The organism is Cyclobacterium sp. 1_MG-2023 (genome assembly GCF_030546805.1).
Lineage (GTDB): Bacteria > Bacteroidota > Bacteroidia > Cytophagales > Cyclobacteriaceae > Cyclobacterium.
Genome location: NZ_JAUOPC010000004.1, coordinates 395,537 through 420,683 on the forward strand (window position 1 = coordinate 395,537; position 25,147 = coordinate 420,683).

22 protein-coding genes are annotated in these 25,147 nt (G+C 37.8%); 5 read left to right on the top strand and 17 right to left on the bottom strand.

Going from position 1 to position 25,147, the window contains the following annotated elements:
- Positions 1–347: 347 nt before the first annotated feature.
- Positions 348–956, bottom strand: a complete 609-nt coding sequence (locus Q4534_RS08270) for a DUF975 family protein (RefSeq protein WP_303612694.1) — start codon at positions 954–956, stop codon at positions 348–350.
- A 354-nt stretch (positions 957–1,310) separates the two neighbouring features.
- Between Q4534_RS08270 and Q4534_RS08275 the strand changes: the two genes are divergently transcribed.
- Both Q4534_RS08275 and Q4534_RS08280 read left to right on the top strand, forming a co-directional pair.
- Positions 1,311–2,468, top strand: a complete 1,158-nt coding sequence (locus Q4534_RS08275; RefSeq protein WP_303612695.1) for a 6-bladed beta-propeller — start codon at positions 1,311–1,313, stop codon at positions 2,466–2,468.
- 49 nt (positions 2,469–2,517) lie between these two features.
- Positions 2,518–3,657 (top strand): DUF4221 family protein, encoded by a 1,140-nt coding sequence (locus Q4534_RS08280; protein WP_303612696.1) that lies wholly within the window; start codon positions 2,518–2,520, stop codon positions 3,655–3,657.
- Between the two features lie 230 nt (positions 3,658–3,887).
- Here the strand turns inward: Q4534_RS08280 and Q4534_RS08285 are convergent, their stop codons facing one another.
- The 4 genes from Q4534_RS08285 to Q4534_RS08300 form a co-directional block, all read right to left on the bottom strand.
- The gene (locus tag Q4534_RS08285; RefSeq protein WP_303612697.1) at positions 3,888–4,916 is read right to left on the bottom strand and encodes a carboxylesterase; all 1,029 of its coding nucleotides are present in this window, start codon (positions 4,914–4,916) and stop codon (positions 3,888–3,890) included.
- 4 nt (positions 4,917–4,920) lie between these two features.
- Entirely contained in the window at positions 4,921–5,721 is an 801-nt protein-coding gene (gene proC, locus Q4534_RS08290) for a pyrroline-5-carboxylate reductase (protein WP_303612698.1), read from the bottom strand.
- A 69-nt stretch (positions 5,722–5,790) separates the two neighbouring features.
- A complete protein-coding gene (locus Q4534_RS08295; protein WP_303612699.1) occupies positions 5,791–7,461 on the bottom strand; it encodes a M1 family metallopeptidase in 1,671 nt (556 codons plus the stop codon).
- Positions 7,462–7,475: 14 nt separating this feature from the next.
- A complete protein-coding gene (locus tag Q4534_RS08300; RefSeq protein ID WP_303612700.1) occupies positions 7,476–8,237 on the bottom strand; it encodes a creatininase family protein in 762 nt (253 codons plus the stop codon).
- 156 nt (positions 8,238–8,393) lie between these two features.
- Here Q4534_RS08300 and Q4534_RS08305 point away from each other — a divergent pair, with 156 nt between their 5' ends.
- Positions 8,394–9,245 (top strand): sugar phosphate isomerase/epimerase, encoded by an 852-nt coding sequence (locus tag Q4534_RS08305; RefSeq protein ID WP_303612701.1) that lies wholly within the window; start codon positions 8,394–8,396, stop codon positions 9,243–9,245.
- A gap of 43 nt (positions 9,246–9,288) precedes the next feature.
- Here the strand turns inward: Q4534_RS08305 and Q4534_RS08310 are convergent, their stop codons facing one another.
- Genes Q4534_RS08310 through Q4534_RS08320 form a run of 3 tightly spaced genes read right to left on the bottom strand, consistent with a single transcriptional unit; the run spans position 9,289 to position 12,480 of the window.
- Positions 9,289–10,659, bottom strand: coding sequence for an amidohydrolase family protein (locus Q4534_RS08310; protein ID WP_303612702.1), 1,371 nt, complete (start codon positions 10,657–10,659; stop codon positions 9,289–9,291).
- Between the two features lie 39 nt (positions 10,660–10,698).
- Positions 10,699–11,676 (bottom strand): NAD(P)H-quinone oxidoreductase, encoded by a 978-nt coding sequence (locus Q4534_RS08315; protein ID WP_303612703.1) that lies wholly within the window; start codon positions 11,674–11,676, stop codon positions 10,699–10,701.
- 3 nt (positions 11,677–11,679) lie between these two features.
- Complete coding sequence (locus tag Q4534_RS08320) at positions 11,680–12,480, bottom strand: universal stress protein (protein WP_303612704.1); 801 nt, start codon at positions 12,478–12,480, stop codon at positions 11,680–11,682.
- Positions 12,481–12,582: 102 nt separating this feature from the next.
- Between Q4534_RS08320 and Q4534_RS08325 the strand changes: the two genes are divergently transcribed.
- On the top strand, positions 12,583–13,098 hold the full coding sequence (locus Q4534_RS08325; RefSeq protein ID WP_303612705.1) for a thioesterase family protein: 516 nt from the start codon (positions 12,583–12,585) through the stop codon (positions 13,096–13,098).
- A gap of 123 nt (positions 13,099–13,221) precedes the next feature.
- Here Q4534_RS08325 and Q4534_RS08330 read toward each other — a convergent pair whose 3' ends face one another.
- Positions 13,222–14,163, bottom strand: coding sequence for a hypothetical protein (locus Q4534_RS08330; RefSeq protein WP_303612706.1), 942 nt, complete (start codon positions 14,161–14,163; stop codon positions 13,222–13,224).
- A 334-nt stretch (positions 14,164–14,497) separates the two neighbouring features.
- A complete protein-coding gene (locus tag Q4534_RS08335; protein WP_303612707.1) occupies positions 14,498–16,516 on the bottom strand; it encodes a prolyl oligopeptidase family serine peptidase in 2,019 nt (672 codons plus the stop codon).
- 390 nt (positions 16,517–16,906) lie between these two features.
- Between Q4534_RS08335 and Q4534_RS08340 the strand changes: the two genes are divergently transcribed.
- Positions 16,907–17,737 (top strand): phytanoyl-CoA dioxygenase family protein, encoded by an 831-nt coding sequence (locus tag Q4534_RS08340; RefSeq protein ID WP_303612708.1) that lies wholly within the window; start codon positions 16,907–16,909, stop codon positions 17,735–17,737.
- A 36-nt stretch (positions 17,738–17,773) separates the two neighbouring features.
- On the opposite strand, the gene Q4534_RS08345 is transcribed toward Q4534_RS08340, so the two are convergent.
- The 7 genes from Q4534_RS08345 to Q4534_RS08375 all read right to left on the bottom strand — a co-directional run bounded on the left by Q4534_RS08345 (position 17,774) and on the right by Q4534_RS08375 (position 24,962).
- Positions 17,774–19,099, bottom strand: coding sequence for a DEAD/DEAH box helicase (locus tag Q4534_RS08345; RefSeq protein WP_303612709.1), 1,326 nt, complete (start codon positions 19,097–19,099; stop codon positions 17,774–17,776).
- A gap of 148 nt (positions 19,100–19,247) precedes the next feature.
- Positions 19,248–19,829, bottom strand: coding sequence for a DUF4136 domain-containing protein (locus Q4534_RS08350; protein ID WP_303612710.1), 582 nt, complete (start codon positions 19,827–19,829; stop codon positions 19,248–19,250).
- Positions 19,830–20,197: 368 nt separating this feature from the next.
- Positions 20,198–21,859 (bottom strand): ribulokinase, encoded by a 1,662-nt coding sequence (locus Q4534_RS08355; RefSeq protein WP_303612711.1) that lies wholly within the window; start codon positions 21,857–21,859, stop codon positions 20,198–20,200.
- 274 nt (positions 21,860–22,133) lie between these two features.
- Positions 22,134–22,643, bottom strand: a complete 510-nt coding sequence (locus Q4534_RS08360; RefSeq protein WP_303612712.1) for a hypothetical protein — start codon at positions 22,641–22,643, stop codon at positions 22,134–22,136.
- A 539-nt stretch (positions 22,644–23,182) separates the two neighbouring features.
- Positions 23,183–23,686 carry a hypothetical protein gene (locus tag Q4534_RS08365; RefSeq protein WP_303612713.1) on the bottom strand — a complete coding sequence of 168 codons (504 nt, stop codon included), beginning with the start codon at positions 23,684–23,686 and terminating at the stop codon, positions 23,183–23,185.
- Between the two features lie 356 nt (positions 23,687–24,042).
- Positions 24,043–24,396 carry a hypothetical protein gene (locus tag Q4534_RS08370; protein WP_303612714.1) on the bottom strand — a complete coding sequence of 118 codons (354 nt, stop codon included), beginning with the start codon at positions 24,394–24,396 and terminating at the stop codon, positions 24,043–24,045.
- Positions 24,397–24,785: 389 nt separating this feature from the next.
- Entirely contained in the window at positions 24,786–24,962 is a 177-nt protein-coding gene (locus Q4534_RS08375; protein WP_303612715.1) for a hypothetical protein, read from the bottom strand.
- Positions 24,963–25,147: the final 185 nt, after the last annotated feature.

The following is a 25,147-nucleotide window of genomic DNA, read 5'->3' on the forward strand; positions in this document are numbered from 1 at the left end:
TAAAGGTAGGGGATTAGATTTAATTTTTCCTGATTTTCCTGGTTTTTTTAAGATGGCGTTACTATTCGATTTAGGTTAAGATTTTGTCAGTATTGTTGCAGAAAAAAGAAGCAACAATACCGCCAAAATCAGTTGGCATAGTTACCATTTTGCAGGGGCTATTGTCCCTGCCTACAAAAATGTCACCCCTGACCGGGGTTTTATGTTTATTCGAAATTATAGTCTATCAATAGTTAAATTGGCTGAGTTAAAAAAAGAAAACCAAGTCCCTTGACAATATTCAAAGGACTTGGTTTGTTGATTTTTTTTTCTTCGAGATAGCTTTACGCTTTGTAAGTAAATTGATTTTAGATAACCTCAGGGATGATATTCCTGTTTTTTATGTCCATATAAAATTTAGCCAGGGTCACATTGGCAAAGGGGATAAACCACAAAAATCCAATTCCCAAGGTAAGGATACAAAGCAAAGCCATACCAAGAAACATCAAGAACATAAGGAAAAGCTTCATTTTGTAACCATTCATCATTTGCTTGCTTTTGTCAATGGCATCCAGTGGACCGATTTTTGGGTCATCAGCGATGATATAGAAAGTCATGGCATAGGATAGAGCGGCAATTATTCCCGGGATTATCAGCAAAAGCATCCATAAAAAGATAAATAGGATCATTAACAAATAAGCGCCTAAAGCTGTTCCGAAATTATTGAAGCCATCAAATATTTGTTGCAATTGGGCATTTTGGTCTCGGGCAATACTCAAGGAGAAATAGGCCAAACCTAGTGTCATAGGTCCTGTAATTAACAAGGTTCCCAAGGCTATCATCGGATAGTAATCTGCCATTCCTTGTAAAAAGCCCATGATAAACATATATAAAAGAAAAGTACCTATGGCCAATCCCCAATTTCCTTTTAAAGAGGCTTTTGCCATTTTCATTAATTCTACATTCTCAGTTCCCATATTTTATTTTGTTCAGGTTTTAAGTGGCTAGGTAGCATTTGTTCTTTTATAATAGTAGGTGAAATCCTATCACAGGGCTAAGCCCTTAGGATTGAATATAGGTTAAATTTTAGACGAGACCAATAGTTTGAAATATAATTTTCTATTTTGGTGCGTTTTGATATCATACCGGATCCTGAGCGGAGTCGAGTAGGTAATACGGATACGTCACCCTTTGGCTTCGGCTCCGCTCAGCCGCCGGGTTTTCTATTTGCTTAATAGTTTTTGAAATTCATGATTAGGATTAAATAACTTTGTTTTTAGTTTTATTATTATTATTATTATTATGAATAATTAAAATAATCCTAAAGAAAATTGAAAAGAATAGTATTCATACTGACAATGTTTGTTTGCTCCTGCTCAGAAAAAGTTGCGTCAGATCAAGAGCTTGTAACAATAGAGATAGATCTGGATCAATCGGTTGAAGGGAAATTATCAGATCATTTTGAAAAACCCGAATATATTATTTTGGATTACCCGGACAGCAACCCTGTAATTAACCTCTATAATGTTGTTTTTAGAGATGGGTTGATATTTATTAGAGACAATAGATCCCATAATTTATTTGTCTTTGATGAAGAAGGCCAAGTTGTCAATACGATTTATGCCAATGGTATGGGGCCGGGAGAGTATATCCAAATGGATGACTTTCAGGTTACTGAAGATCGGATTTTTATTCAAGACACTCATTTACAAAAACAACTTGAGTTTGATAGAAATGGCGAATTCATTAAAGAAATAAAAAATAGCTACCAAAACACCAACTTTTATGTAGCAGATACTTATTCTATTTACTTTATGTCCTATAAAACTGATTTCCAAGGATATAATTTTGTTAGAAGGGATAACTCAACAGATGTAGAAGAATTTTTTCATAAGATAGACAAACCATTAGAGTACATTGTAAAGGTCGATAACTTAAACGGATTTAAAGAAATAGAATCAAAAGGTCTTCTATATTTTTCAATGCCACACGCTACAAAGGTTGTGTTTATAGATAAATTTTCAGGGTTTTTGAAGGATACTTATTTTTTTGATTTTGGAAAACACAATGTAGCTGATGAAAAAAGAGGATTTGAAAAAAGAGAAGAATTAAAAGTTTTAGTCAGAGACCGAAAATTGGTTAGTAGGATTGATTTAATTCATTCGTATTTGGATAAATATGTATTGTTTGTTAGGCAAGGTCTTGATCAAAGACATTATATTTTTATGGACCATGATTTTAATATTCTTAATCAATGGAAAAACCTAGAAAATGATATAGATGGAATGCCATATGTTTTCCCTTGGACAGGAACAGATGATCATTTAGTATTTAGGTTTCATTCATCGAACTTCTTTAATAAATATGTGGAGTTGTATGGAAATAAAAAAGTTAAAATAATGAAAGGAAATATTCATGACTTTTTTCAAACGAATAAAAAAAGATTAAAAGAGGATACATGGGTTTTGATTAAATTAAAGATTAAATGAGCTTTTTAAAATTTTGTAGATTATTAAGTACCCATAATTGCTTGTGAGAATGAGAATATTTTTTCTGTTGTTGATATTGATAGCAACCGGATGTAAGGGTTCGGTAGAAGAGAAGGCACTGGATTATAAAACCAGTCTTCTTGAAATAAAGCTCTTAGAAACCACTCCGGTTAATCCTCGGTATACTCAGTTGATTGCCTCAGACTCGGGTGAATACCTTTTACTTTTAAACGACTTTAAGGATAAATTCCAATTTCTTGAACTTCCCTCAGGGAAGATAGCCCATGAAATAGCTATTCAGAGGGAGGGTGAACATGGGGTGTCAGGATTTAATGCCGGAACCGTCACTAGTTGGGATTCTCTTTGGGTAACTAATAGGCCTCCAAATCTAGTATTAACAAACTTTAATGGAGAGGTGTCTAAAAGAATACCTATTATTGATGATCAAATACCACTTACCACAATAAAATCAAATTTTGATCGGCGAATACATCAATATGGAAACAAAATTTTCGGTTCACAACCACTTTTCATGGACCATCATGGGATGAATAAAGATGCCATTCAAAAGCAAAGATTGGTCTTTAGTTTAGATATTAACACAGGAGATGTGAAGTGGTACGATGTGTTTTACAGAGAAGACTATTGGGATAATGGCAAAAAGCCTTCCGGTTACTCATGGACAGAAAAGGAGGGAAAGCTATACATTGCACCTTGGCATGACCATGAGATTCAGGTTTTTGATATGGCTTCAGGTACAGTTACAAATCGAAAAGAGGTTAAATCATTCCATGTCAACAAATTTAATTATGTTAACGAAATTCCTCCTATTGAAAAAGCTTGGCTTAATAGGTTTTCCTCAGACCGTTATGAAAACTTTCTTTATGATAAGTACAGGGACGTTTTTTACCGAATATTTTTACCTTCCTTTGATCCTGAAAACTTGGAGGAAGAATACAACCATAGAGAGCTCGAATTCTCAAGACCCTATTCGGGTGTGATGGTTTTGGATAGCGAACTGAATATTATCGGAGAACATATTTTTGATAAATTTCAGGTTTATTCATTAAATAACCATTTTGTAGGTGAGAAAGGATTGTACATTTCTGCAAACAATCCCTTTAACCCAAAATATAATGAGGATATGTTAAGGTACATGATATTTACGCCAGTGTTGAAGGAGGATTAAAATTTGACAGAATTATCCCAAGAATAAAGCAAGTCCTCTAAATAGTTCCACCTTGAAAATTTAAATAATGTAATAGGTTTACAGTTTATGTAAAAAATCCCAATTTGAATTTCCAATTATAGCAACCTTATATTTTAGAATATTTACGTTAGAAATCCCCCTTAGTCCCCCTTTGGAAAAAGGGGGATTTTGATATTTCCCCAATTGACGATTGCGTAACTGACTTTAATTTATTCCTCCATCACTTCCATACTTTCCGCCGGGCTTAGCTGAACTACTTCTTCCAGAAACTTTATGCTTTCCTCTAGCACTTCGTCCCAACTTTCCGTTTTCAAACTTGAAGCAATCACATGGTCACCGGCCTCAGGGAAAGCTACTTTCCGCTTTTTGTTGTCAGGGGTACTTACACTGGCATACATGTCCAGCATGGCTGGAACGGATACCACCTTGTCCTGCTCTTCCTCATTTTTGTAATAATAGGCCAGAAACAGTGGTTGTTTTACCTTTTCAAAGGTTTCCTTGTTCATTTTACTTTTTAGCAGCACAGCCAGACTTGTGTAAGCATTGATATGATAATTTGTTGCCCAATATTTTCCTTCTTCGGGTTCTCTTTCTACCACCTGCACCCCATCTTCATTGGTCATGGTCATTTCCATTAGTTGCTTCATCCAAGGCTGAAACAAGGGATCAAGTCGATCACCATAGATTCCGATACAGGGGGAGTACAAAACCAAGGAATGAATTTCCGGTCTTTCTTCCGCCAGAATCAATGATAAGGCACCCCCCATAGAGGTTCCTATTACAATTACACTATCCCCCAATTGCCTGCTGATCATATAGGCCCTTCTTGCCCCATCCACCAGACTTTTGGCATCCAAGTGTTCAAACGCATTTGCTCGCTCTATGCCATGTTCCGGTAGCCTGGCCAAGTAGAGGTTGGCACCAAAATGTTTGGCCAATTGCTGATGTACAGGATCACCTTCCATCTGGCTGGCACCAAAACCGTGTACGTAGAGAATGCTGAAATTCGTTTTTTCCTTTTTTTCAGGGTCAGCCCAGACTATCCTGGCTTCATTGTTAGGTTTAAGGCCTTGCACAGTGTCTTCACCCTGCTGTATATAGGCTTCCAGTTCATTGAGATTTGATGGCACTTCAGGATAGGTACCGGATAGGTCCTGAATGCTTTCTTTTGGTCCGAGCATATAAAAGATGACAATAAAAATGGCTGAACCCATCAGCCAGGGAAGGACTCTTTTCATGGTTTTATTTTTTGATGTCTTCGTAAGAGGCAACTACTCCTCGAACCATAGCAGAACTGAAGCCATGGTGCTCCATTTCATTCAAGCCCTTGATGGTAGAGCCTTTTGGCGTTGTTACCTTATCTATGGCTGCTTCAGGGTGAATCCCTTTTTGCATCACCAATTCGGCTGCTCCTTTTACGGTTTGTGTTACAATTGTATTGGCTGTTTTGGCATCAAAGCCTATTTGGATTCCTCCCTGTGTCATGGCGCGCATAAAGCGCAAAACAAATGCAGTGCCGCAAGCCCCCAATACCGTAGCGGCTTCCATCAAGTGTTCTTCTATCGTAATGCTTATGCCTACACTATTGAAAATTTCCTTGACGGTATTTTCGGTTTCTGTATTGAAATCATCACCACAAATACATGTGATAGATTCTTTAATATCTGCAGCTATATTGGGCATAACCCTGAAAACAGTAGTGCCGGGTTCGAGTTCAGCCTTGATGGCTTGGAGGGTGATGCCAGCCGCTAGGGAAGCAATAACTTGCTTGTCTCTCTTTAAAAATGGCTTAATTTCCTGTAAAATAGGCTGAATATTGTAAGGTTTTACACCTAAAATCACAAAATCTGCATCCTTTACAGCTTCCTTATTATCTGCCAAAACGGTGACTCCTCGCGATTTAAGATAAAACAAACTTTCCGGATGCCTTTTGGTAACGATAAGTCTTTTTCCGTCAAAACCCTCAGTACTTAATAAGCCATTGGCTATAGATAAACCTAGGTTTCCGCAGCCTATAATGGCTATTTTTTTATTATTGTCCATTGATATAGTCCTTATTTAAAATCAAGCGATAAATTTACTCATAATTTATGAGATTTCGGGAATGACCATTTATTTGATGGCCTGGATTTGTTGTACATAAATATAGAAGTTGGGATCTATTTCAATGGCTACATTTGCTGCTAATTTTTCAGAACTTTTCCAGCCCTGTTCAGGGTCAATCCAATGCGTCTTTTCATTTTGATTGATTTTAAGCGGCATGGCAAAATCGGCAACGCTGTTTTCCCACCGGTAATACAATTTATCCCCTTTCCAGTAATATTGAAAAATAGGCACCTTTTCTGTACGAAGATATTGGTCAAAGAAAGCCTGAAGATTCAAACCACTTTCCTCAGCCAAAAAAGTCTCTATTTCAACAGTTGTTACCGTCTGATGGTAAAAAACCTTGTTCATTTTCCTTAAAATGCCTCTCCATTTCTCATCATTGTCAATCCATTGACGTAGTGTATGAAGGATATTGGCTCCTTTGAAATACATGTCCCCGGAACCTCGTTGATTTACTTCATAATCCCCTATAATAGGCCCATCATTTCTTATGATTCTTCGGGCTCCTTGAAGGTATTCATTTCCTGCAAGGACTCCATAGTGATAGTCCAAGAAAAGACTTTCCGAATATGTGGTAAAGCTTTCATGAATCCACATGTCGGCAATGTCTTTATAGGTAATATTATTGGCAAACCACTCATGTCCCGCTTCATGAATGATGATATAATCAAAGGTTAGTCCCCAGCCTGTTTCACTAAAATCCTTGCCCTTATAGCCATTGGAATACCCATTTCCATAAGTGACAGCCGACTGGTGTTCCATGCCAAGATATGGCACCTCGATCAGCTTAAAACCATCCTCATAAAAAGGGTAGGGGCCAAACCAGTGTTCGAAGGCCCTCATCAGCCTTGGCGTATCCCTAAATTGGACCTTTGCTTTTTCGAGGTTTTCCTTGAGTACATAATAGTCCAAAGTCAAGGGACCTTTTTCACCCTGATACATTTCAGAAAAATGTGCATAATCTGCTATGCTTAGGTTTACCCCATAATTGGCAATCGGATTGCTTACAAACCAATGGTAAGTACTTTTCCCATCTTGGTGTTTTTCTATTTCACGAAGCCTGCCATTTGATACGTTCATCAAGGGATCAGGCACTTTTACACTGATCAGCATGCTGTCGGGTTCGTCGTACATGTGGTCCTTGCATGGCCACCAGAGACTTGCTCCATCCCCTTGGTTGGAATTGGCGATAAAAGGCTTTCCCTTTTTGTCTTCTTCCCAAGTCAGACCTCCTTCCCAAGGAGGATTAGGACTAATCCTTGGCGACCCACTGTAGTTAACTTCCAGGGAATGTAAATCTCCTACTTCTTGATTCGCTTCAATGGTGACAAAATAGGCATTACCTTCTTTTTTAAAATCCAGCGCTTTGCCATTTTGGGAAAAACCCTTTATTTTCATTGGCTGCTGCAAGTCTATTTGCATTACCTTCCCGGGCTTCAATACCTTATAATAAATGGTATTGCTTCCTTCAATGGACTTTTGTTTGGGCTTGACCTCGATGTCGAGGTGATAGTAAATCAGGTCCCACCATTCTCTCTCAGGAGTGATACTTCCACGCAAGCTGTCCTGTCTGGAATAAGATTGTTTTGTATGTTGTGCCATGCCTGAGCTTATGGACAACATGGTTAAAAAAAGTAGGCCTAGGCCATAGGTTATTGTTCGCAAAGGTTTTTTCATTAATTGTTACGGATTTATTCGTACCTGTCATTGATGTCCAAATTGGCCAGGTCAATCATTAATTCGGCAATTTTCTCACTAGTATCTTTAAGGAAACGTTCGCCTTTTTCCGGTGTACTCGCTTTAGGGTTTCCAATTCCAGTATCTTCCGTGACCATGGACCACTTTCTTTCTGCCCATGCCCAGCCTTCTCGAATGGCTTTTACTTTTGATTTCTTGTCACTTCCGTCACCGGCCTCTTCGAGAGGCAAAACCAAATGACTATGTAAATGCATAATCAGGCTGGTTTCCATTTCGTCTGCATGGTCTCCCATATGTTCGAAATACTTGGGTTTGTCCATGGCCTGAAACCAATTGCAGGTGCTGAAGAACATATCAGGAAATAACAGGCCTATTTCTCTCAGTATGGTTTTAAAATCATTGCCGCCGTGACTGTTTAAAATAAGCAGTTTAGGAATACCTTGCCGATGTAAAACCGTAACAAGATCCTTCAAGATTGCCAGTTGTGTGCTTGGGTTTAGGTTCATGTCCAGATAGATGTCTGATTGTCCGGTGTTTACGCCAAAAGGTATGGTTGGCAGTATCATCACTTTCGCACCGGCTTCCCAAGCAATCTTGCCGGCAGCTGCTCCAAAGGCATCGGCTTCATAGACATCTGTTCCATAAGGCAGGTGGTAATTATGGGCTTCTGTGGCCCCCCAAGGCATTACCGCCAACTCAATTTTTTCTTCTTTAAGTGCTTTCCAGTTCGTTTCAGCCAGGATATAAGGTCTCATTGATAAAAGGTTTTGGATGAGGCAAATTTTCTAAAAGTGTAAATAAACCATAAATTTTTAGAATTCCCATCCCTAAAATTCCTTACTTCCCTTTATATTGCGGGAATAAAATGTAACGCTGACAATAAACAATAGAATAAAATAAACCATCTTATCATGTCACAAACAAAAAACAATAGAAGAGACTTTGTCAAAAAAAGTATCTTAGGAACAATTGGAGGAGTCGTTCTAGCCGGATCTAACCTAAAGGCAGCTCCTGCAACTTTGGCCAAGCCATCAGATCTTAAATTGGCATTTGCGGGTTATACTTTTAAAAATTTTGATCTTGATGAAACCATAAAAATGATACAAAAAGTAGATGTAAACTACCTTTGTATCAAGGATTTTCATTTGCCTTTGGAAAGTACAGATGCAGAAATTGCAGCTTTTCACAAGAAATTGGCAGATGCAAACATAAAAGGTTATGCAGTAGGCCCTATCTATTCTAAAACGCAAGAGGCCTTAGATATTGCGTTTGATTATGCCAAAAAGGTTGGTGTAGATATGATTGTAGGTATTCCAAGTATAGAAGATTTACCTTACTTGGATGGCAAAGTAAAAGAATACAATATTAGGTTTGCCATACATAATCATGGTCCTGAAGATAAATTGTATCCAAATGCCACCGTTATCATGAGCCATATAAAAGATTTGGATGATCGAATCGGGATGTGTTTTGATATTGGACACAATATGCGTGACGGACATGATCCTGTAGCAGACATTAAAAAATACAAAAGCCGCATCTTTGATTTGCACCTGAAAAATGTTTCCAAGGCAGAGGCTGATGGCAAAACAGTTGAGCTTGGAAGAGGTGTTATTGATATTCCGGGGGTGGTGAAAATGCTGGCCAAAACCAATTATGAAGGACATTTAGCCATGGAATATGAAAAAGACATGAAAGCTCCAATGGCCGGTATTGCAGAATCTGTAGGGTATTACCGTGGAATCGTCGATACTTTAGGTTAATTTATAGCTTAATTTTTATACCAAATAGCCCGCATTAAGTGGGCTATTTGTTTTTTTCTGCTATCTGACCAAGTTTTTCCTTGATTATTTCTTTACTTATCCATTGCCCCCTAGCCATCACGCCCAGTGGGTTTTTCATGTGACTTAAATCTTCCAAAGGGTTTTTCCTAAGCAGTACCAAGTCTGCCTCCAATCCTTCTTCAATAGATCCGAAGTTGCCATCAAAAAATACTGCCGGATTAATTGTTCCTGTTTGTAATATTTCCAATGGTCTCAAGCCTGCAGCCAGCATTCCTTTCATTTCATGGTGGATAGAAAACCCGGGTACATTGAATACTTGGGGGGCATCAGAACCCAATAGTAAACCTTGTCCATCTTCATGCAAGGCCTTGATCAATTGATATCGTATTTGATTGAATTGCTTCCATTTTGCTTCATCGAAATTGTCAGCTTTGGTCAAGTTGTTTTTACTATTTACCCAGTTTTCTCTGGTTTTGGGGCTCATGTATTGCATTTCTTCCTGACTGACCAATTCTTCAGCAGGAATAGGAGAAAACCAACGCTCAAAAAGAGACTGTGTAGGCACCACCCATACCTTGTTTTTTTTGCTTAGGTCAACCAATTCCGGAATGGTGTTTGGGTCGGCTAATTCCGTGAAATTGTAACCAAAGAAACCATTCTCTGTAGGATTTACACCTGCCTCTTTTGGTACCAGCCCTTCAATAAAACCATCTACATGGTCTATGGTCTGGTAGCCATTTTTTAAGGCATGCCTGATACCTACTAAATTAGAGACGTGGCCGGCGAATGGGATCCCATATTTATTTGCTGCTGCCACAATGCTGTCAAAAACATGCTTTCGGATGCCAGGGTGAAGTTTTAGAAAATCGTAACCTGATTCTGCATAATTTTTAACTTTTTCGGTTGCTTCCTCGGTTGTGCTTACAGTATTTCCATTTAAAGAAGGACTGGAGGTAAAGATTCTTGGAGAGAGGATTTCCTGAGTGGCAGCTTTCTCCCTCAGTGGAAGATGAGCTTCGTTACCTAGCATTCCTCTTATTGTGGTTACACCATTTGACAAGTATAAAAACAATGTTTCTTGCACCAGAGGGTCATCCCAGGGCTTATCCGGAATATGGGCGTGCATTTCTGCTAAGCCCGGAATTAGGTAATTTCCCTTTCCATCAATTACTTTCGCCTTGGCAAAATCAACTTCTTCATCCGGAGAAAGGATTTTTTCAATGGTTTTCCCTTTGACGATTACGTGCGCTTTATTTATAGCTCCTGTTGATACATCTACGATGTTTACTTCCCTAAAAACTGTCTGATCAGCCGTTAAACTTTGTTTTTCTTTTTTTGCGGTGCAACTAAATGCGATTGCTATAAGAATAAAAATGAATAAATAATTTTTCATGATCTTGTTGATTTGGTTGACCTGAAAACAAATGAGACATTAAACCAATAGTAAAATTTTACCAATATGCTTGGAACTCTCTAATAACCTGTGTGCTTCTGCAGCTTCTGCCATAGGGAAAGCTGTATGGATAACGGGTTTTATTTTATCCGGAAATAACGGCCAGATTTCTTCCATCAACTGGGTGGCAATATGCCCTTTGTATTCCTTTGATTGAGGCCTTAAAGTGGATCCGGTTATTACCAGCTGATGCGTCATTATTCTAAGCAGATCCACTTCTCCCATTCTATTTTCCATGGCATTGATCATAATCAACCTTCCTTTTCTATTCAATAAGCGAAGATTTTTCATGGTATAAGAACCACCAACCATATCCAAGACTATGTCAACTCTTTTGGATCCCAAGTGCTCTTTGATTTTGGTCTCAAAATCTTGCTTTTTGTAATTGATAGCCAGACTTGCACCAAGCTCCAGGCAGGTTTCACACTTTTCTTCAGAACCTGCAGTAGCAATCACTTGTCCATCCATGGCTTTTACCATCTGAATGGCTGAAACACCAATACCACTGCTTCCACCATGGACAAGGACGGTTTCATTCTTTTTGAAATTGCCAATTTTAAAGACATTATTCCAAACGGTGAAAAAGGTTTCGGGAAGAGAAGCTGCTTCCTCCAAGCTTAAACCTTCAGGGATTGTCAGACATTGTTCTTGTGGAGCAGCTACATATTCTGAATATCCTCCTCCTGCCAATAAGGCACATATTTTATCCCCAATTTCCCAAGTTTTAACGTTTTCACCAAGGTCGGCTACCCATCCTGAAACTTCCAGTCCCGGAATATCCTTAGGGACACCTTCGGGAGCAGGGTATTTTCCTTCTCTTTGAGCGATATCAGGTCTGTTGATTCCAATGGCACGGACTTTAATTAAAATTTCATTCTTTCCAATTTTAGGTTTACTTCTTTCTTTAATTTTTAAAACATCCGGCGCACCTGCTTCTGTAATTACTACTGCTTTCATATGCTATTTGATAACCAATAGAGGAATATGTGTATGATAGACCATTTTTGCACTGTGGCTATGTTTGAAAATAAAATCAAGAAAACCGCGGTCTTTTGAAAACATCACTAATAAGCTATCTGATTTGTTTTTCACATAATTTTCCAGCCCTTTGTCAGTATTAATTTCCTGAAGCATCTCAAAACTAAAATCGCAATCAGGAAAATTTTCAGTTAAGTAGGATTCAAGTCCTTTAAAAATGATTTTTTTACTGAAATTAGGTTTGTTTTCTATATGAATAATTTCATAAGGTAGGTTCCAAGTTTCAGTGAGTTTAATCAATTTCCTAAAAATGCCTTCTTTATCATGTTGAAGATCTACAGCAACTTTAATTTTTTCAATGCTTTCAAATGATGAACCAAAAGGCACTGCAATTACCGGAATGCTACTTTCCTTGATAACTTTAGCAGTGTTGGAACCAATAAGGTTTTTTTTAATCCCACTGGCCCCTTGGGTTCCCATAATGATCAGGTCATAATCATCATTATTGGCGGTAGAAAATATAGCATTGGCCACTGTTCCTTGAATAATTTTATAATCTATCTCTACCTCCCTACCTACTTTGCTAATTATTTTATTTAACTCAGTTTTGGCATTGTTCTCGATTGTTTGTGCCATTCTTACAGCTTCTGCAGCGAAATCATATACTGCAAAATAGGAAAAAATTAATGTTATGGTTGCACATTGTTGCTGGGCATAGGCCACGGCGAAATTTAGTGCCTGGTCAGCATTGTCAGATAGGTCAGTTGGAACAAGGATCTTCATATTAGGCCTTTTAGTTTCTTTAAATTAATGAATATTTATCTAAATTACACAATGATTTAAATCATATATCTTTGATGAATATATGGATCAAACTCAAAAATTATGTTCGAATATAATAAAGACAAGCACTATCCTAAAGAGACGGAAAGTAGGGTAGTCATCAGGTTTCAGGATTGTGATCCATTGCAGCATCTCAATAATGCGAAGTATTTCGATTATTTCTTCAATGCCAGAGAAGATCAGGTGCCGAAATTGTATGGGGTGGAAATGATGGATTTTATCCGTAAATACCAGGCCGCTTGGGTGGTATATAATCATAGTATTTCCTATGTCAGGCCTGCCAGAGTTGGAGAATGGGTGAGAATAATGAGCAGGGTAATTTGGCATGATCACCATTCAGTAATTGTAGAGTATTATATGACTGATGATAATAAAGAGGAACTGAAAACTTTGATGTGGACCACCATGCGTTATGTGGATATGAAATATGGGAAGTCTAAGGACCATGAAGGTGCGGTCAAAGATTTCTTATTGGCTACAACAGATGAGGTTAACATGGCTGAAACTACCCTACAATCAAGGATTAAAGATATCAAAGCAAGCCTGATAAAACCTTAATTTTACATACGATTTAATTCGGTATTGAAGAAATAATAAGCATCTTCCCTCCAAAATCGTGTTCTTTTTATTGTGTAAAATCAAGAATTTTCTTTCTGAGCCATTGAAATTGATCTGGTGGGATTAGCTGAATAAATTGTAGCGAATAATCAACTTATCATTTGATTTCCATTTTATCCATCCTTGACCAAGGTTAAAGAATTCTTTGTCAGTCAGGTTTACCTTTAGCCAATCCCCCTGCACAGCAATGGGTTGCAAAAAAACATATGAGATACTGTTTACCGCAGCATTTTCTAAGGGTTTAATCAATACTTTTTGTGGAAACGCTTCCATAATTTCTACACTATTGGTATTGAGAATAAATTCCGGCCAGTAGATAAGGTTGCCACTAAATTTGTCTACAAGTACGGATTGCCCAGTTTCTTGATTGATCTCAAGCTCTAGCATATATTTACCGGAGGTAATGACCTTTATCATCAACCACTCATAATCCATTTTAACTATTTCAGGAAAAAAATAGGGGGGAGCATATTGGATATCGTATTGCCCATTCCGGTTTTTATAAAACACCAAACTGTCTATAGCTTCTCCAACACCATTCCATGCCCTTGGATCAGTAGGAGAATAAAAATACAATTTGTCATTTTCTACAAAGTTGGGACTAAAGAATCCTTGGCCCATTCCATTTTCAAATTGTATATTGTGAATGGGCTGGGCCGGGGCGGTAGGTTTCGGTGAAATTAGCCTTTCTTGGGCAGGAACCTTGTTTTTCTCCATTTCCAAGTGTCGCTTGTAGCCAAGAAAGATGAATATGGTCAACACAATGAAAAGAATAAAATTGGTATAAACGATGATTTTTGTTTTCAATTTACCTGCCAAAATTATGGCTACAATTAAAGCTCCAAAAGCATACGTTAAAGCATAGCCCAATACGATGGCTCCTCCAGCAAGTCCTTGGTTTTTACCCACTCCCATGTACCTTGAGAAAAGGCCTCCTAGTACAAAAAACACGAGAATTGTTAGAAAGTAAAATAAAAAACTGGAGCCTTTAAGTGCTTTTCTCATGGATCAATTTATTATTTAACCTGATGATATAATTGACTTTTTGTAGCAAGTACAATAGCTGGATGGCGCAATGGAAATCTAAACTGAACATGCTAAATAAAACATAGCAATGATTGACTATTAATGTGCTTGTAAGGTAGTATTAGATTTATCCTTATAAATCTAAATGATTTAAATAAAAAACAAAATAAACGATCAATTAATATTAGTATAAGGCAAAATTTAGAAGTAGTATCTATTGCTATAAAAGGGATTTTAAGGCACTGATATAAAGTTTTTTGACTAATAGAAATCGTTATTTTTTTATTCTAGAAATTTAATTTCCTGTTTTACATCAGTTAATAATCTGTAATTGTTCGTTTACTGCCTCTTTTAAAACAGTATTTGACCAGTTGTAAGCAGGCGGAATCTCACTCAGAAAATAGGTTTTTGTTGGATGAATCAAGGCCGGAAGCTGATAGGTGTCGGTAATACGAAGTACATTCAATAATTCTAAAGCGAAATCCCTTCCATTTTTTGGACTGGGATGGTCATGCGTTTCCGGTGGATTGCTCAGGTAAATACCTTCACATTTTTCATCCATCAATGCTGCATACATGGCTATAGAAGCCATTCCATCCCTGCCAAGAATACTAATTTGATCGGGGTTTACCTCAGGTAATGTTCTACAGAATTCCAAGGCCCGCATGGTGTCATAAATTTGCATGGAGGCAATGGTTTTGCCAAGCCAGGCTGCTGAACGCCTCACATGCCAATTGAGCTCAGGAGCCCAGCCGGCTTCCCCCACTCCTCTTACTTCCAGATAGGCGATGTTATGTTTTCCGGGTACTTTATTTGCATAGCCTTCACTTTCCCATCTTTCCTCTCCCGGGGTTCTTAGTACCAGGAGCAGAGGCGATTTCTCATCTTGAGGCTGTCGGTAAAAGATATTTACCTTTAATTCCCAGCCTTCTTCACTGTTAAAACTGTAGGTTTTATTGCCATGTTTGGCCAGGTCGGCTGTTCTATAAATCATTTTTCCTCCCAAATCAATCGCAGAATTCGGAAATGCCCCAAATGTTCTCGATTTAAGGTATTCTTTCACCTTGTTTTGATGGTTTTTTAGGGCTTCTTGGCTATTGATAACCGGTATTTCAGCTGTTTTGACAAAGGAGTGCTGAATTGTTTTGGTTATATCTGTAGCGGGAGGGCTGCCCTTATAAACGTTAAGACTGTTAGTAGGGAGCAGCTTTTCTTTGTTGGTTTCTATGTCCATTATTTCTTCAGCAGGTATCTCTTTGCCCATCAAATGATGAAGGAAAAATGAAAAAATGGCTTTTCTGGATTTTGGATGGTAAGAGTGTCCACCGGGTGTTTCTACCAGTGAAATATTATTTTCTGCATCAAATTTTTTGTAGAAGTTGCTCAAGGTCTGGTAAAACTGCCGAGTGGATTCAATCCCATAAAGTTCATCTCTATCCGACTGGGCAATAAGCAGGGGTTTGGGTGCAATTAAAGCTCCGATATCTGTGTAATCCATTTGGAAGCCATTGTTGATCATCATGCAATCACAGTGGCCATCTATTCTTCTTTCACCCACCTGAGAGTCCATGGTTCCGGCACCACATACAGGGGCCGCAGCTTTTACTCTTGAATCGGCTGCAGCAAAGTACCAACTTTGAGAACCTCCGCCGGATATTCCGGTAATCCCAATATTGTCCATGTCAACATCCGTGCGGGTTTCTAGGTAATCCAGTCCTCTAATGGCATTCCATAACTCTACAGCTGCCGGGTTATACCCTCTGGAATACCAATTGAACCAACCTTTATTATAGGGACCCCAATGGTGACCCCAAACCTCTCCGAATTGGATGGTGTCAAAAATTAAAGTAATAAATCCGAGTTCAGCCAATCTTCTTGCATGCGCCTGATAATTTGCTTTTTGACCGTGAGAATGTCCGGAAAGGTAGACTATAGTAGCACGTGGATTTGTTATATTGTCAGGTACGTAGAGATTTGCCGGGACAAAAAGATCCGGAAGAGACTCATAATAAAATTTTTCAATTCGAAAGCCTTCTTGTTGCAAGGTATCGGTGGCGTAGACTTTTGGCGGAAGCCTTTTTTCTTCCATATCAAAGCCCATCATTTCTATGAATTGCTTGTGTTTTTTTGGTCGAAGCGTTTCCCAGTCCTCCAGAGAGATGGTATTTGTGGGGAATTTATTGCTCAGGATTTTGGCTTCCTGCGCAAGGTATTGCATGATATTGTTTGTGGGACCTGAATTGAAGGATATCGTCTTCTCTTCTTCTTCTTCATTGCATCCCCATGTAAGCAATAACAGTAGGCCAATAGTGATCAGGTTGAGGTTTTTCATTTCTATAGATTCAATGAAGTAGTAATATACAATGGCTTTATTTTTAAGCCAATTGTTTTAAGCCAAGACTTAAATAATAGGATTAAAAAGAAGAATTCCCCCTAAGCCATTCACAATTATGTACTTGTGTTACTACTTTAGAGGGGTGAAATAAAATTAATTTAGATTTGATTTGGGTGGGATTTTAAGGATATTGATCGTTGTTTGCCAATGTTCTATTGCTGCTGGCTATAATACCTAGTGCGATTGCTGTTTAGTGATTTTTCTTATGTGATCTATGGTTAATGGATTCAGAAGTACTTGGCTTATTAATCATTGGCAACTCAGATGGGCTATATTTTACATATATTACATGATACCTCTTTTAACCAGATAACATTGTTTTGAGCTATGAAACTGACTGAAGAACAAATAACCCAATACCATAAAGATGGCTACCTACTTGTGAAAAATTTTTGTAGCATAGAAGAAACGAGTAAACTATATAAAGTTGCCATAGAGGATGAAGCCATGGGTAAAAATGCCATGGACTTGAATGATCAATCAGGAAAGAAAACCAGGCTTTCATTGTGGTTCAAGCCGGGGAATGATGTTTTCGGCTATTTGACCAGAAGCAAGAAGATGGTGAACTCCGTCCAACAATTGCTTGATGGGGATGCCCCAGTCTGTCATTTTCATTCCAAGTTAATGCAAAAAGAACCCAAAGTAGGAGGCGCATGGGAATGGCATCAAGATTTTGGATATTGGTATAAAAACCAATTCATGTTTCCTGATCAATTAATGAGTGTAATGGTTGCATTAACAGAGGCAAATAAGCAGAACGGTTGTTTGCAAGTAATCAAAGGCTCTCACAAACTTGGAAGAGTAAACCATGGATTTGCCGGTGAGCAAGTCGGGGCGGATATGGTAATGGTAGAAAATGCTTTAAAAACCATGGAGCTTGTCTATTGTGAAATAGATCCCGGAGATGCCCTGTTTTTCCATAGCAATTTAATACACAGGTCTGCGGCCAATCTTTCGGACAAACCCAGGTGGTCAATCATATCCTGTTTCAATTCCCAATCTAATATTGCCTATAGTGAGACTTCTACCGCATGGACAGAGGCTTTAGATCCTATACCGGATGAAGCCATATTAAATTGGGAAGCGGATTCTTTATCTCAGGCAGATTTTCTCAAAAAAGAAAATGATCCTGCATTGAAAAATACCGGCTGGGAATAAATAAAGCCCTGTCATAAAAGGTTGAAGTGGGAGGGGTTAGTTGGCCACTTCCATTTTTACCTTCAGTTTTTTTAATTTCTGATTGTAGGTGTTGTCAAGCAATTGCTCTACTTTTTCGGAAGGAATAGCGACATAGCTTGCGTTGTCAAGAATACTTATCATGCCGATTTCATTTCCTTTTAACCCGCCTTTTTTTGTGAAAAAACCAACAATATCTCCCTTGCTGATCTTGTTTTTCTTTCCTACACTGATATACATACAAGCCAAGTTTGATGGTTCGGGGATCTTTAGTTCTTCAGGAAGCTCATATTCCGGTAGATTATTGTCAACGTAATCAGGTAAGGACTCATCATGAGCAAGTACAAGGTAACTTTGACCTTCAGCCATCATTCTGGCTGTTCTGCCATTTCTATGAACAAAAGCATCTTTTTTTGGAGGCAGTTGGTAATGAACAATATGTTTGATTTCAGGAATGTCTAAACCTCTTGAAGCAAGGTCTGTTGCGATCAGTAAAGTATGTGTTCCGCTTCTAAATTTAATCAGGTTTTTTTCGCGATCAATTTGCTCCATGCCTCCATGCAATACCACATGCTCAAAGCCAAAATCAGTTAAGAGTAGACTTATTCGATCTACGGCATCTCTATGGTTACAAAATACCAAAGTACTTTCCTGTCCAAAATCTGAAACAAGACGCATTAGGCTGTCTATTTTTTCTACACTTGGGGTCCTTACTAGCTGTAACAACAAAGTCAAAACTTCACCTTCTTTCAAGAAATTTATTTTTTCATAAGTCTTAAATGGCAGAAATTCAGGGATGGTGTCAAGTGTAGTGGCAGAAGTTAAAAAGTACTTTTGTTCTTCTGTAAGCCGTTCAAAAATGGTGGCCAATTGTTCATGAAAACCAAATTGTAAAGATTTGTCAAACTCATCTAAAATGACCAAACTTATGTTTAAATCCTTTAAGTTGCCTTTCTGCGTATGTTCAGATAATCTTCCGGGGGTGCCAATGACCACTTTAGGTTTTTCCGCTAGCCTGTTTTCTTCCGTCCGCATGGAGTGACCACCATAGCAAACACAAACATGAAAGTTGGTCTTTAAGGATTTGAAGACCTCCGTAATTTGTAAAGCAAGTTCTCTTGATGGGATAATTATTAGAGCCGTATCCTCAGCACCTGATGCCTCCAAATGTTGAATCATGGGAATAAGGTAAGCAAGGGTTTTTCCGGAGCCGGTAGGAGCCAAGAGCATTATAGGTGCTTCAGATGTAGCCTTCTCCATAAATTCCAGTTGCATCTTATTGAAACTTTTTAATGAAAGCCTTTCTAAAAATGTTTCTTTACTTGTTTGCTTATTCGTTTCCATGGTGTAAAGATACAGATAGGCAACGATACAAAGACGCTTTATGGGCAAAGAATTTAAAAAATGACAGCCTTCCAAGTAGTGGTTACTGGAAGGCTGTGGGGGATGTGGTTGTTCGTAATCGTCAATGAAATGACTTTAAATAGGCGTACTAGTTTCTCGTTAAGATTTTGAATTGGTCCATTACTTTATAGGTGGCACGGGTTAAATCAATATGGATATTTGGTGAGTTGTAATCAAAATAGGCTGAGGTATAACCTTGCCAAATGGTGTTTCCTTTTTTATGGTCAATAACCAATACCACTAGCATACCGTCATTCTGGGTATATTTTATGGCATTGTAATTTTCACCCCTCTTTTGCCTTTCGAGACTGTCCAATACAGATTCCTCCACCAACTCTATTCCCTGCTTTTTTAACCAATAGTCAAAGTTCGGTTGGTTGTATCCCCTGTACCTCACTTCACTCATGTAAAGCTTGTGGATAATTAATAAATCCGGGTTTTTATCCCTTTCCCTAAACCCTTGTGAACCTAAACGTGAGGAAATGGATTTTTCAATAATTCCCGTAAAATCTCTTTCGTTTTTCCCTTCTTCAGCCACAAATCCAAAAGTTTTGTACTTTTTAAAGGCTCCCTTGTAATTGTAATCGTATTCGGCAATAAAGTCTCTTTGTGACAAGCATGCTGAGTTAATAATCAGTATGGCGAAGATAAAGTAATTGAAGTTTTTCATACATTTTTCTTGAAAAGAGGTGAAGCAATAGGTTTGCGTTTTAGTGAAACAATTGGGTTTAAAATTTCAAAACATAAAACTGTAATTTTAAAATAAACTTCAGAATTGATTTTTTGTTTAGGGTTTTATCGCTAAAAACTGAATTAATGTTAATGAATTTCAGTATAAAATGCAAGCTTTTTGGTTCTTATTGACCAAACTTATCTTGTTGAATATTAATGATCTATACAATTCAATTTTCTAGGTAAATCCAAGGAAAAAATGGTTACAAGCCCAATCGCTTATCGGAAAAATGGAAAGAAACAAAAAATGGCAAGCCTTTGGGCTTGCCATTTTTATTATATAGGTATTGAAAATGTCTTTACTTATTAGCTGTTCATTTCAATAAAATCACCCAAAGTTAAGTACTTTTCATATTTAGATTGATAAATAGGAACTTTGTCCGCATTTGGATAATAAACTTTATCAAAACCATTACCCATAGCTGCTATTGCTTCGGTTACATTTGGATATATGCCGGCTGCAGTAGCGGCATATATGGCTGCACCTAAAGCTGGGGCTTGCTCAGATTTAGCTTCTTTAATCGGCATATTCAATACGTCTGCCAAGGTTTGCATGACCAAAGATGATTTTTTTGCCACTCCCCCTAATCCAACTACTTGTTCGATTTTTACACCCTCTTGCCGAAATCTTTCGATGATTCTCTTTGATCCAAAGCAAATACTGTCCACCAATGCCTTAAACACATGGGCAGCACCTGATCCCATGTCAAGACCTTGAATCGCTCCTTTTAAATTCTGATTGGCATCCGGTGTTCTTCTACCATTGATCCAGTCCAGTGCGATCACATCCGTATCTTCAGGAGCTATTTTCTCAGCTTCATTGGACAGGGTTAATATTAAGTTCTTTTCCAAGAGGTCTATTGTTTCCTGCTTAAGGCCCTCTGCCATAGTTGCATTTTTTATGGTGTCGCTGGCAGGTTTTAGCAACAATTGAACAAACCATGCAAGGACATCACCAAAGGCTGATTGCCCGGCTTCTAAGCCAATTTTCCCCGGGATTACAGATCCGTCTACCTGTCCGCAAATTCCCTTTACCAATTTGTCTTCCAATGCTTCATATGGGCTTACCATGATGTCACAGGTGGAGGTGCCCATTACTTTTACGAGGGTACCTTCATCTACTTCTCCTCCAATGGCACCCGCATGGGCGTCGAATGTTCCAACAGCAACCGGAGTACCTTCTTCCAGACCTAATTTTGAGGCCCATTCTTTTGTCAATCCTCCGGCAACCTGATCGGAGGTATAGGTTTCTTTGTAAAGTTGGCGCTTGAGCTTTTTCAAGCTTGGGTCAAGTTTTTCTAAAAACTGTTCTTCCGGCAATCCTCCCCAGCTCTCATGCCACAAAGCTTTGTGGCCGGCAGCGCAGCGACTTCTCTTAAAATTCACAGGGTCTTCACCGCCAACTAGGGTGTAGGTTAGGTAGTCACAATGCTCCATCCATGAGTAGGCAGCTTCGGCTACTTCTTTATCCTCTCTTATAATATGTATAATCTTTGCCCAAAACCATTCTGAAGAATAAATTCCCCCCTCGTATTTGGTGAAATCTTCTCCTCCCCAAGTCCTCGCCAAATGATTGATTTCATCCGCTTCAGCGATAGCCGTGTGGTCTTTCCAAAGGATCATTTGGGCATTGGGGTTTTCAGAAAAATTATCAGAAAGTGCCAAGGCCTGACCGGAACGGTCCACAGGAAGGGGAGAGGATCCTGTGGTGTCTACACAAATTCCTTTGACCTGGTTTTTGGGTATACCGGACTTTTCCATGACCGCTTTTACGGTATGTAATAGACCTTCTAAATGATCTAAAGGATGTTGTCTAAACTGGTTTTTTGCCGGATTGCAATATTTACCTTCTTTCCAGCGTGGATAGTTGTATACTTCGGAGGCAAGGGTGACACCATCACGGGTATTGACCAAGATGGACCTGACAGAATCTGTTCCATAGTCTACACCCAATACGTAATTGTCCATAGTAATTATTTTGGATTGTTAAATAGCGAGAATATAATGATGACTTGAAATAGAAGATAGAATTGTTAAAAGGTGCTTGAAATTCTTCTGAATATCACATTCGAGGACCAATAGAGCGGTTGCCTTTTTTATCATAATAATTCATAAAAAAGTAATCTTGACAAATTCCATAACCTATTCCGAGTTTAATGTAAAAATATACGGAAAAAATTGAAAATGGCCCATCCAAGCATATAAAAAAAGAGGACTTTGGGTATAATTAGGGTTTAGGCAATTATGCGTCTTCGGCTTCATGCCAAGTCTGAATTTCTAGAATTTTGTTTTCCTCAGTTTTGATGGCCATATGGTATTCATAAGCTATGGATTTCAAAGTTTTGCTATCCAAGGCAGAGAATGTTGTCCAAACTAGCGTCCAGTCTCCTTTCAATATGCCACGGTTTACGCGAACACTGGTGAGTTTTGGGTCACTAAAAGAAAGGTGGTTTAAGTGGTTATGTTTTGATTTCCAATGAGAAATTTCTTCAATAGAGTCGTGAATGGAATCCGTATTGGTATTCACACATTTGAAATCAGGATGAATGATTTCTTTGATATAATCATAACTTTCTAATTGAAGCCCTTTAAGGTATTTCTTAATTAGCTCCTGATCACTTTGTTCCTTGGGATTTTTAGTTACCGGAGGGTTTCGACCTTCCACATTCTTTCTCACCTGTTCTTCATATTTGCTGGAATACAAATAGCCGGGTAGAAATGCCAGTGCTAAAGAGTTTTTTATGTTGGTCATCTGAGAGTATCAATTATAAAAGGGTTATTTAAATTGATATTTTTAAAGGTGTTGGTAGTAACTTTTCCCTTATTTATCTTTCTTGTTACAATTATACGAATAAAAAATTCAATTTTTATGGTTTATAAGATGATTTTTAGTTTGTGTGTGATGGATTATCCAAAACTGACTCAGGACTTTAGTTTATGTTTTAAATCCTAATTCAGATATATTGAATCCTTTTTATGGTTAGTATAAGGAAAGGTGGAGGTTGGTTCTTATTCAAATTTATTGTTAGGGTAAAGGGTGAAAAACACCGTTTATTAAACCCGAAATAGGCAATGAATTTACTGTGACTTGCTGATATCGCATCATAATCAGCCTCTTCGTTGCTGTCCCCTACAGCGGTGGTCGGTAGATATGTTCAACATTGCATTGCTATGCTAAAATCTCTAAACAGCCTGAATTTCTTGCGATTGCATTCCATTTTACGAATCCTATTGCATGATCCGGGTTTAATAAACATGAGGTGTAATATAGATAATTTTGGTTAGGTGAAACTATTTGGTTTTAGCCATTTCCTTTATTAATAGGGTGTTCCATTTTTGAATCAAAGGCCATTCTCCGGATAAATCAGAATTTTTTTCACCATCAAAGAAACACAAATGGGACTTTTCTACGGCTGTCCCCTTTTGATGGACAATTAATGCTAAACTATCAATTACTTCCACTTTATTTGAACCTTTTCCTACATGATGATTTTGTTTTTGAAGGTCAATATGTGAAATATTGTCAGTTGCAATCAATTTGAATTTTATATCAGCTTCCAAATCCATGTAGAGCAACTTGTGCTTTCCAGTGTCAAGACCGATGGCATATGTTCCTCTCCAAAAATCAAAATTGTCCAATACCAAACCTTGCTTATTGGCTTCATCCATAAACTGTTGTTGCTTGGATTTATTAATATTGGACTGCTTTTTCTTACTGATATATATTGGAGCAATAAATGCTACGATAGCCGCTAAGGAAATTCCTAAGCTGATTGGTTCTATGTCAATGATCATTTTTTTAATTATTTAATAAGTTAAAAAGAACAATAGCTATAGGGGAAAGAAATGTTGATAAAAGGGTCCCCTTGGTTTATCAATGCCTACTTTTGTAGGCAAACCGAAGTGAGAAGATCCTGAATACAAAACCTTCTATTAAGAATAAAACCAGCTATTGTTTAAGGAATAATTTGTCTTAATTTCCAAGGATGCAGAGGTGGCTTACAGTTATTCTCTGGAACAAGTCCAAGGAAAAGTAATGGCAAGTCAACCTTCACCTATATTGCTTAATGAAATTAGACTTACAGTAAATCCTATTTTTACCAAAAGGTTAAAAACCGGGTTTAAATGCATGGCAATAAGTTCCGGCTTGATTACCAAAAAGAATGGAAAGGAAAAAGTATCTGTTTAAAATAATGATAAGAGACCCAGGTATAGGGACTCAAGCTTTTTTTGCTCAATAAAGGACCAATGGTCCAAGTAAACTCTTGGTTCTTTGTTCCTGCAAATAAACCGTCATTTAAAATATTCTTGAAGGTATCCCCTTCTTCATAAATCGTAGGAAGCCCGAAAAAATCCACGAAACCAAGTTGGTTTACATAGGCCTTATTTTGATGGTTACCGTCAGTTACTTTGACCGGAGTAAAGGGCAATAAAAATGACCATACCAATATCGCTGCAGATAGGAATAAGGTCAAATGTATTTTTATTGCTTTTGTTGTTTTCATTCGTACACCAAATTTACTGATTTTTATTGTTAATGGACTTTTAAAAAAATATATAATTGGGAAATAATTTTTAAATAGAATGTTTGGAGGTGGTTTGCTTTTGAAATCCATGCCTTTTAAGCAGATTTTAGAGGTAATATCCATTTGAAACCAATTACTTATTTGTTTTAGTATTAGGTACTTATAAACGATAGAAATGGTCCTTCAAAGCATTGAGGCAATTTACCTATGATCCTATAAAAATTAAGCTTTCTGTGAAGATGAAACTCTCCATTGAAAGCTTAGCAAATTTCCTATTTTCTACAGAAATGGGTATAAAATGTTAAGTTAAAAAATCAAAAAAGTTTGAAAAAAAAGCTGCCACTAATTTGTGGCAGCTAAGGTGCATATTATTGCTCTGTAATTTCTATTTCTTCCAACTCAATGGAATCTTCAGAATCCAAAGGTAGTGACTCATTTTCGAATTCTTCAACAGAATTTTCGATTTGTGAATCTACTGGTTTTTTGCCGCAGGAGGCCAGTTGGCTAGCTACGACGATCATCATTACAACGATGCTTGTTTTCATTTTTTTTGTTTTTCTTTTATTTATCCTTAGATATCAATGCCACATTAAAAACTATGCCAAAAAATTAAATTCAAGGAGAAAGAGAAAAGTATTTTTTAATCCTTTCTAGAGGGCTATGGTTTCTTTGATTGGGTTAGAATTATTTGCCAATTTAATAGGTGAAAATATCGCCATGGCAGGCGATA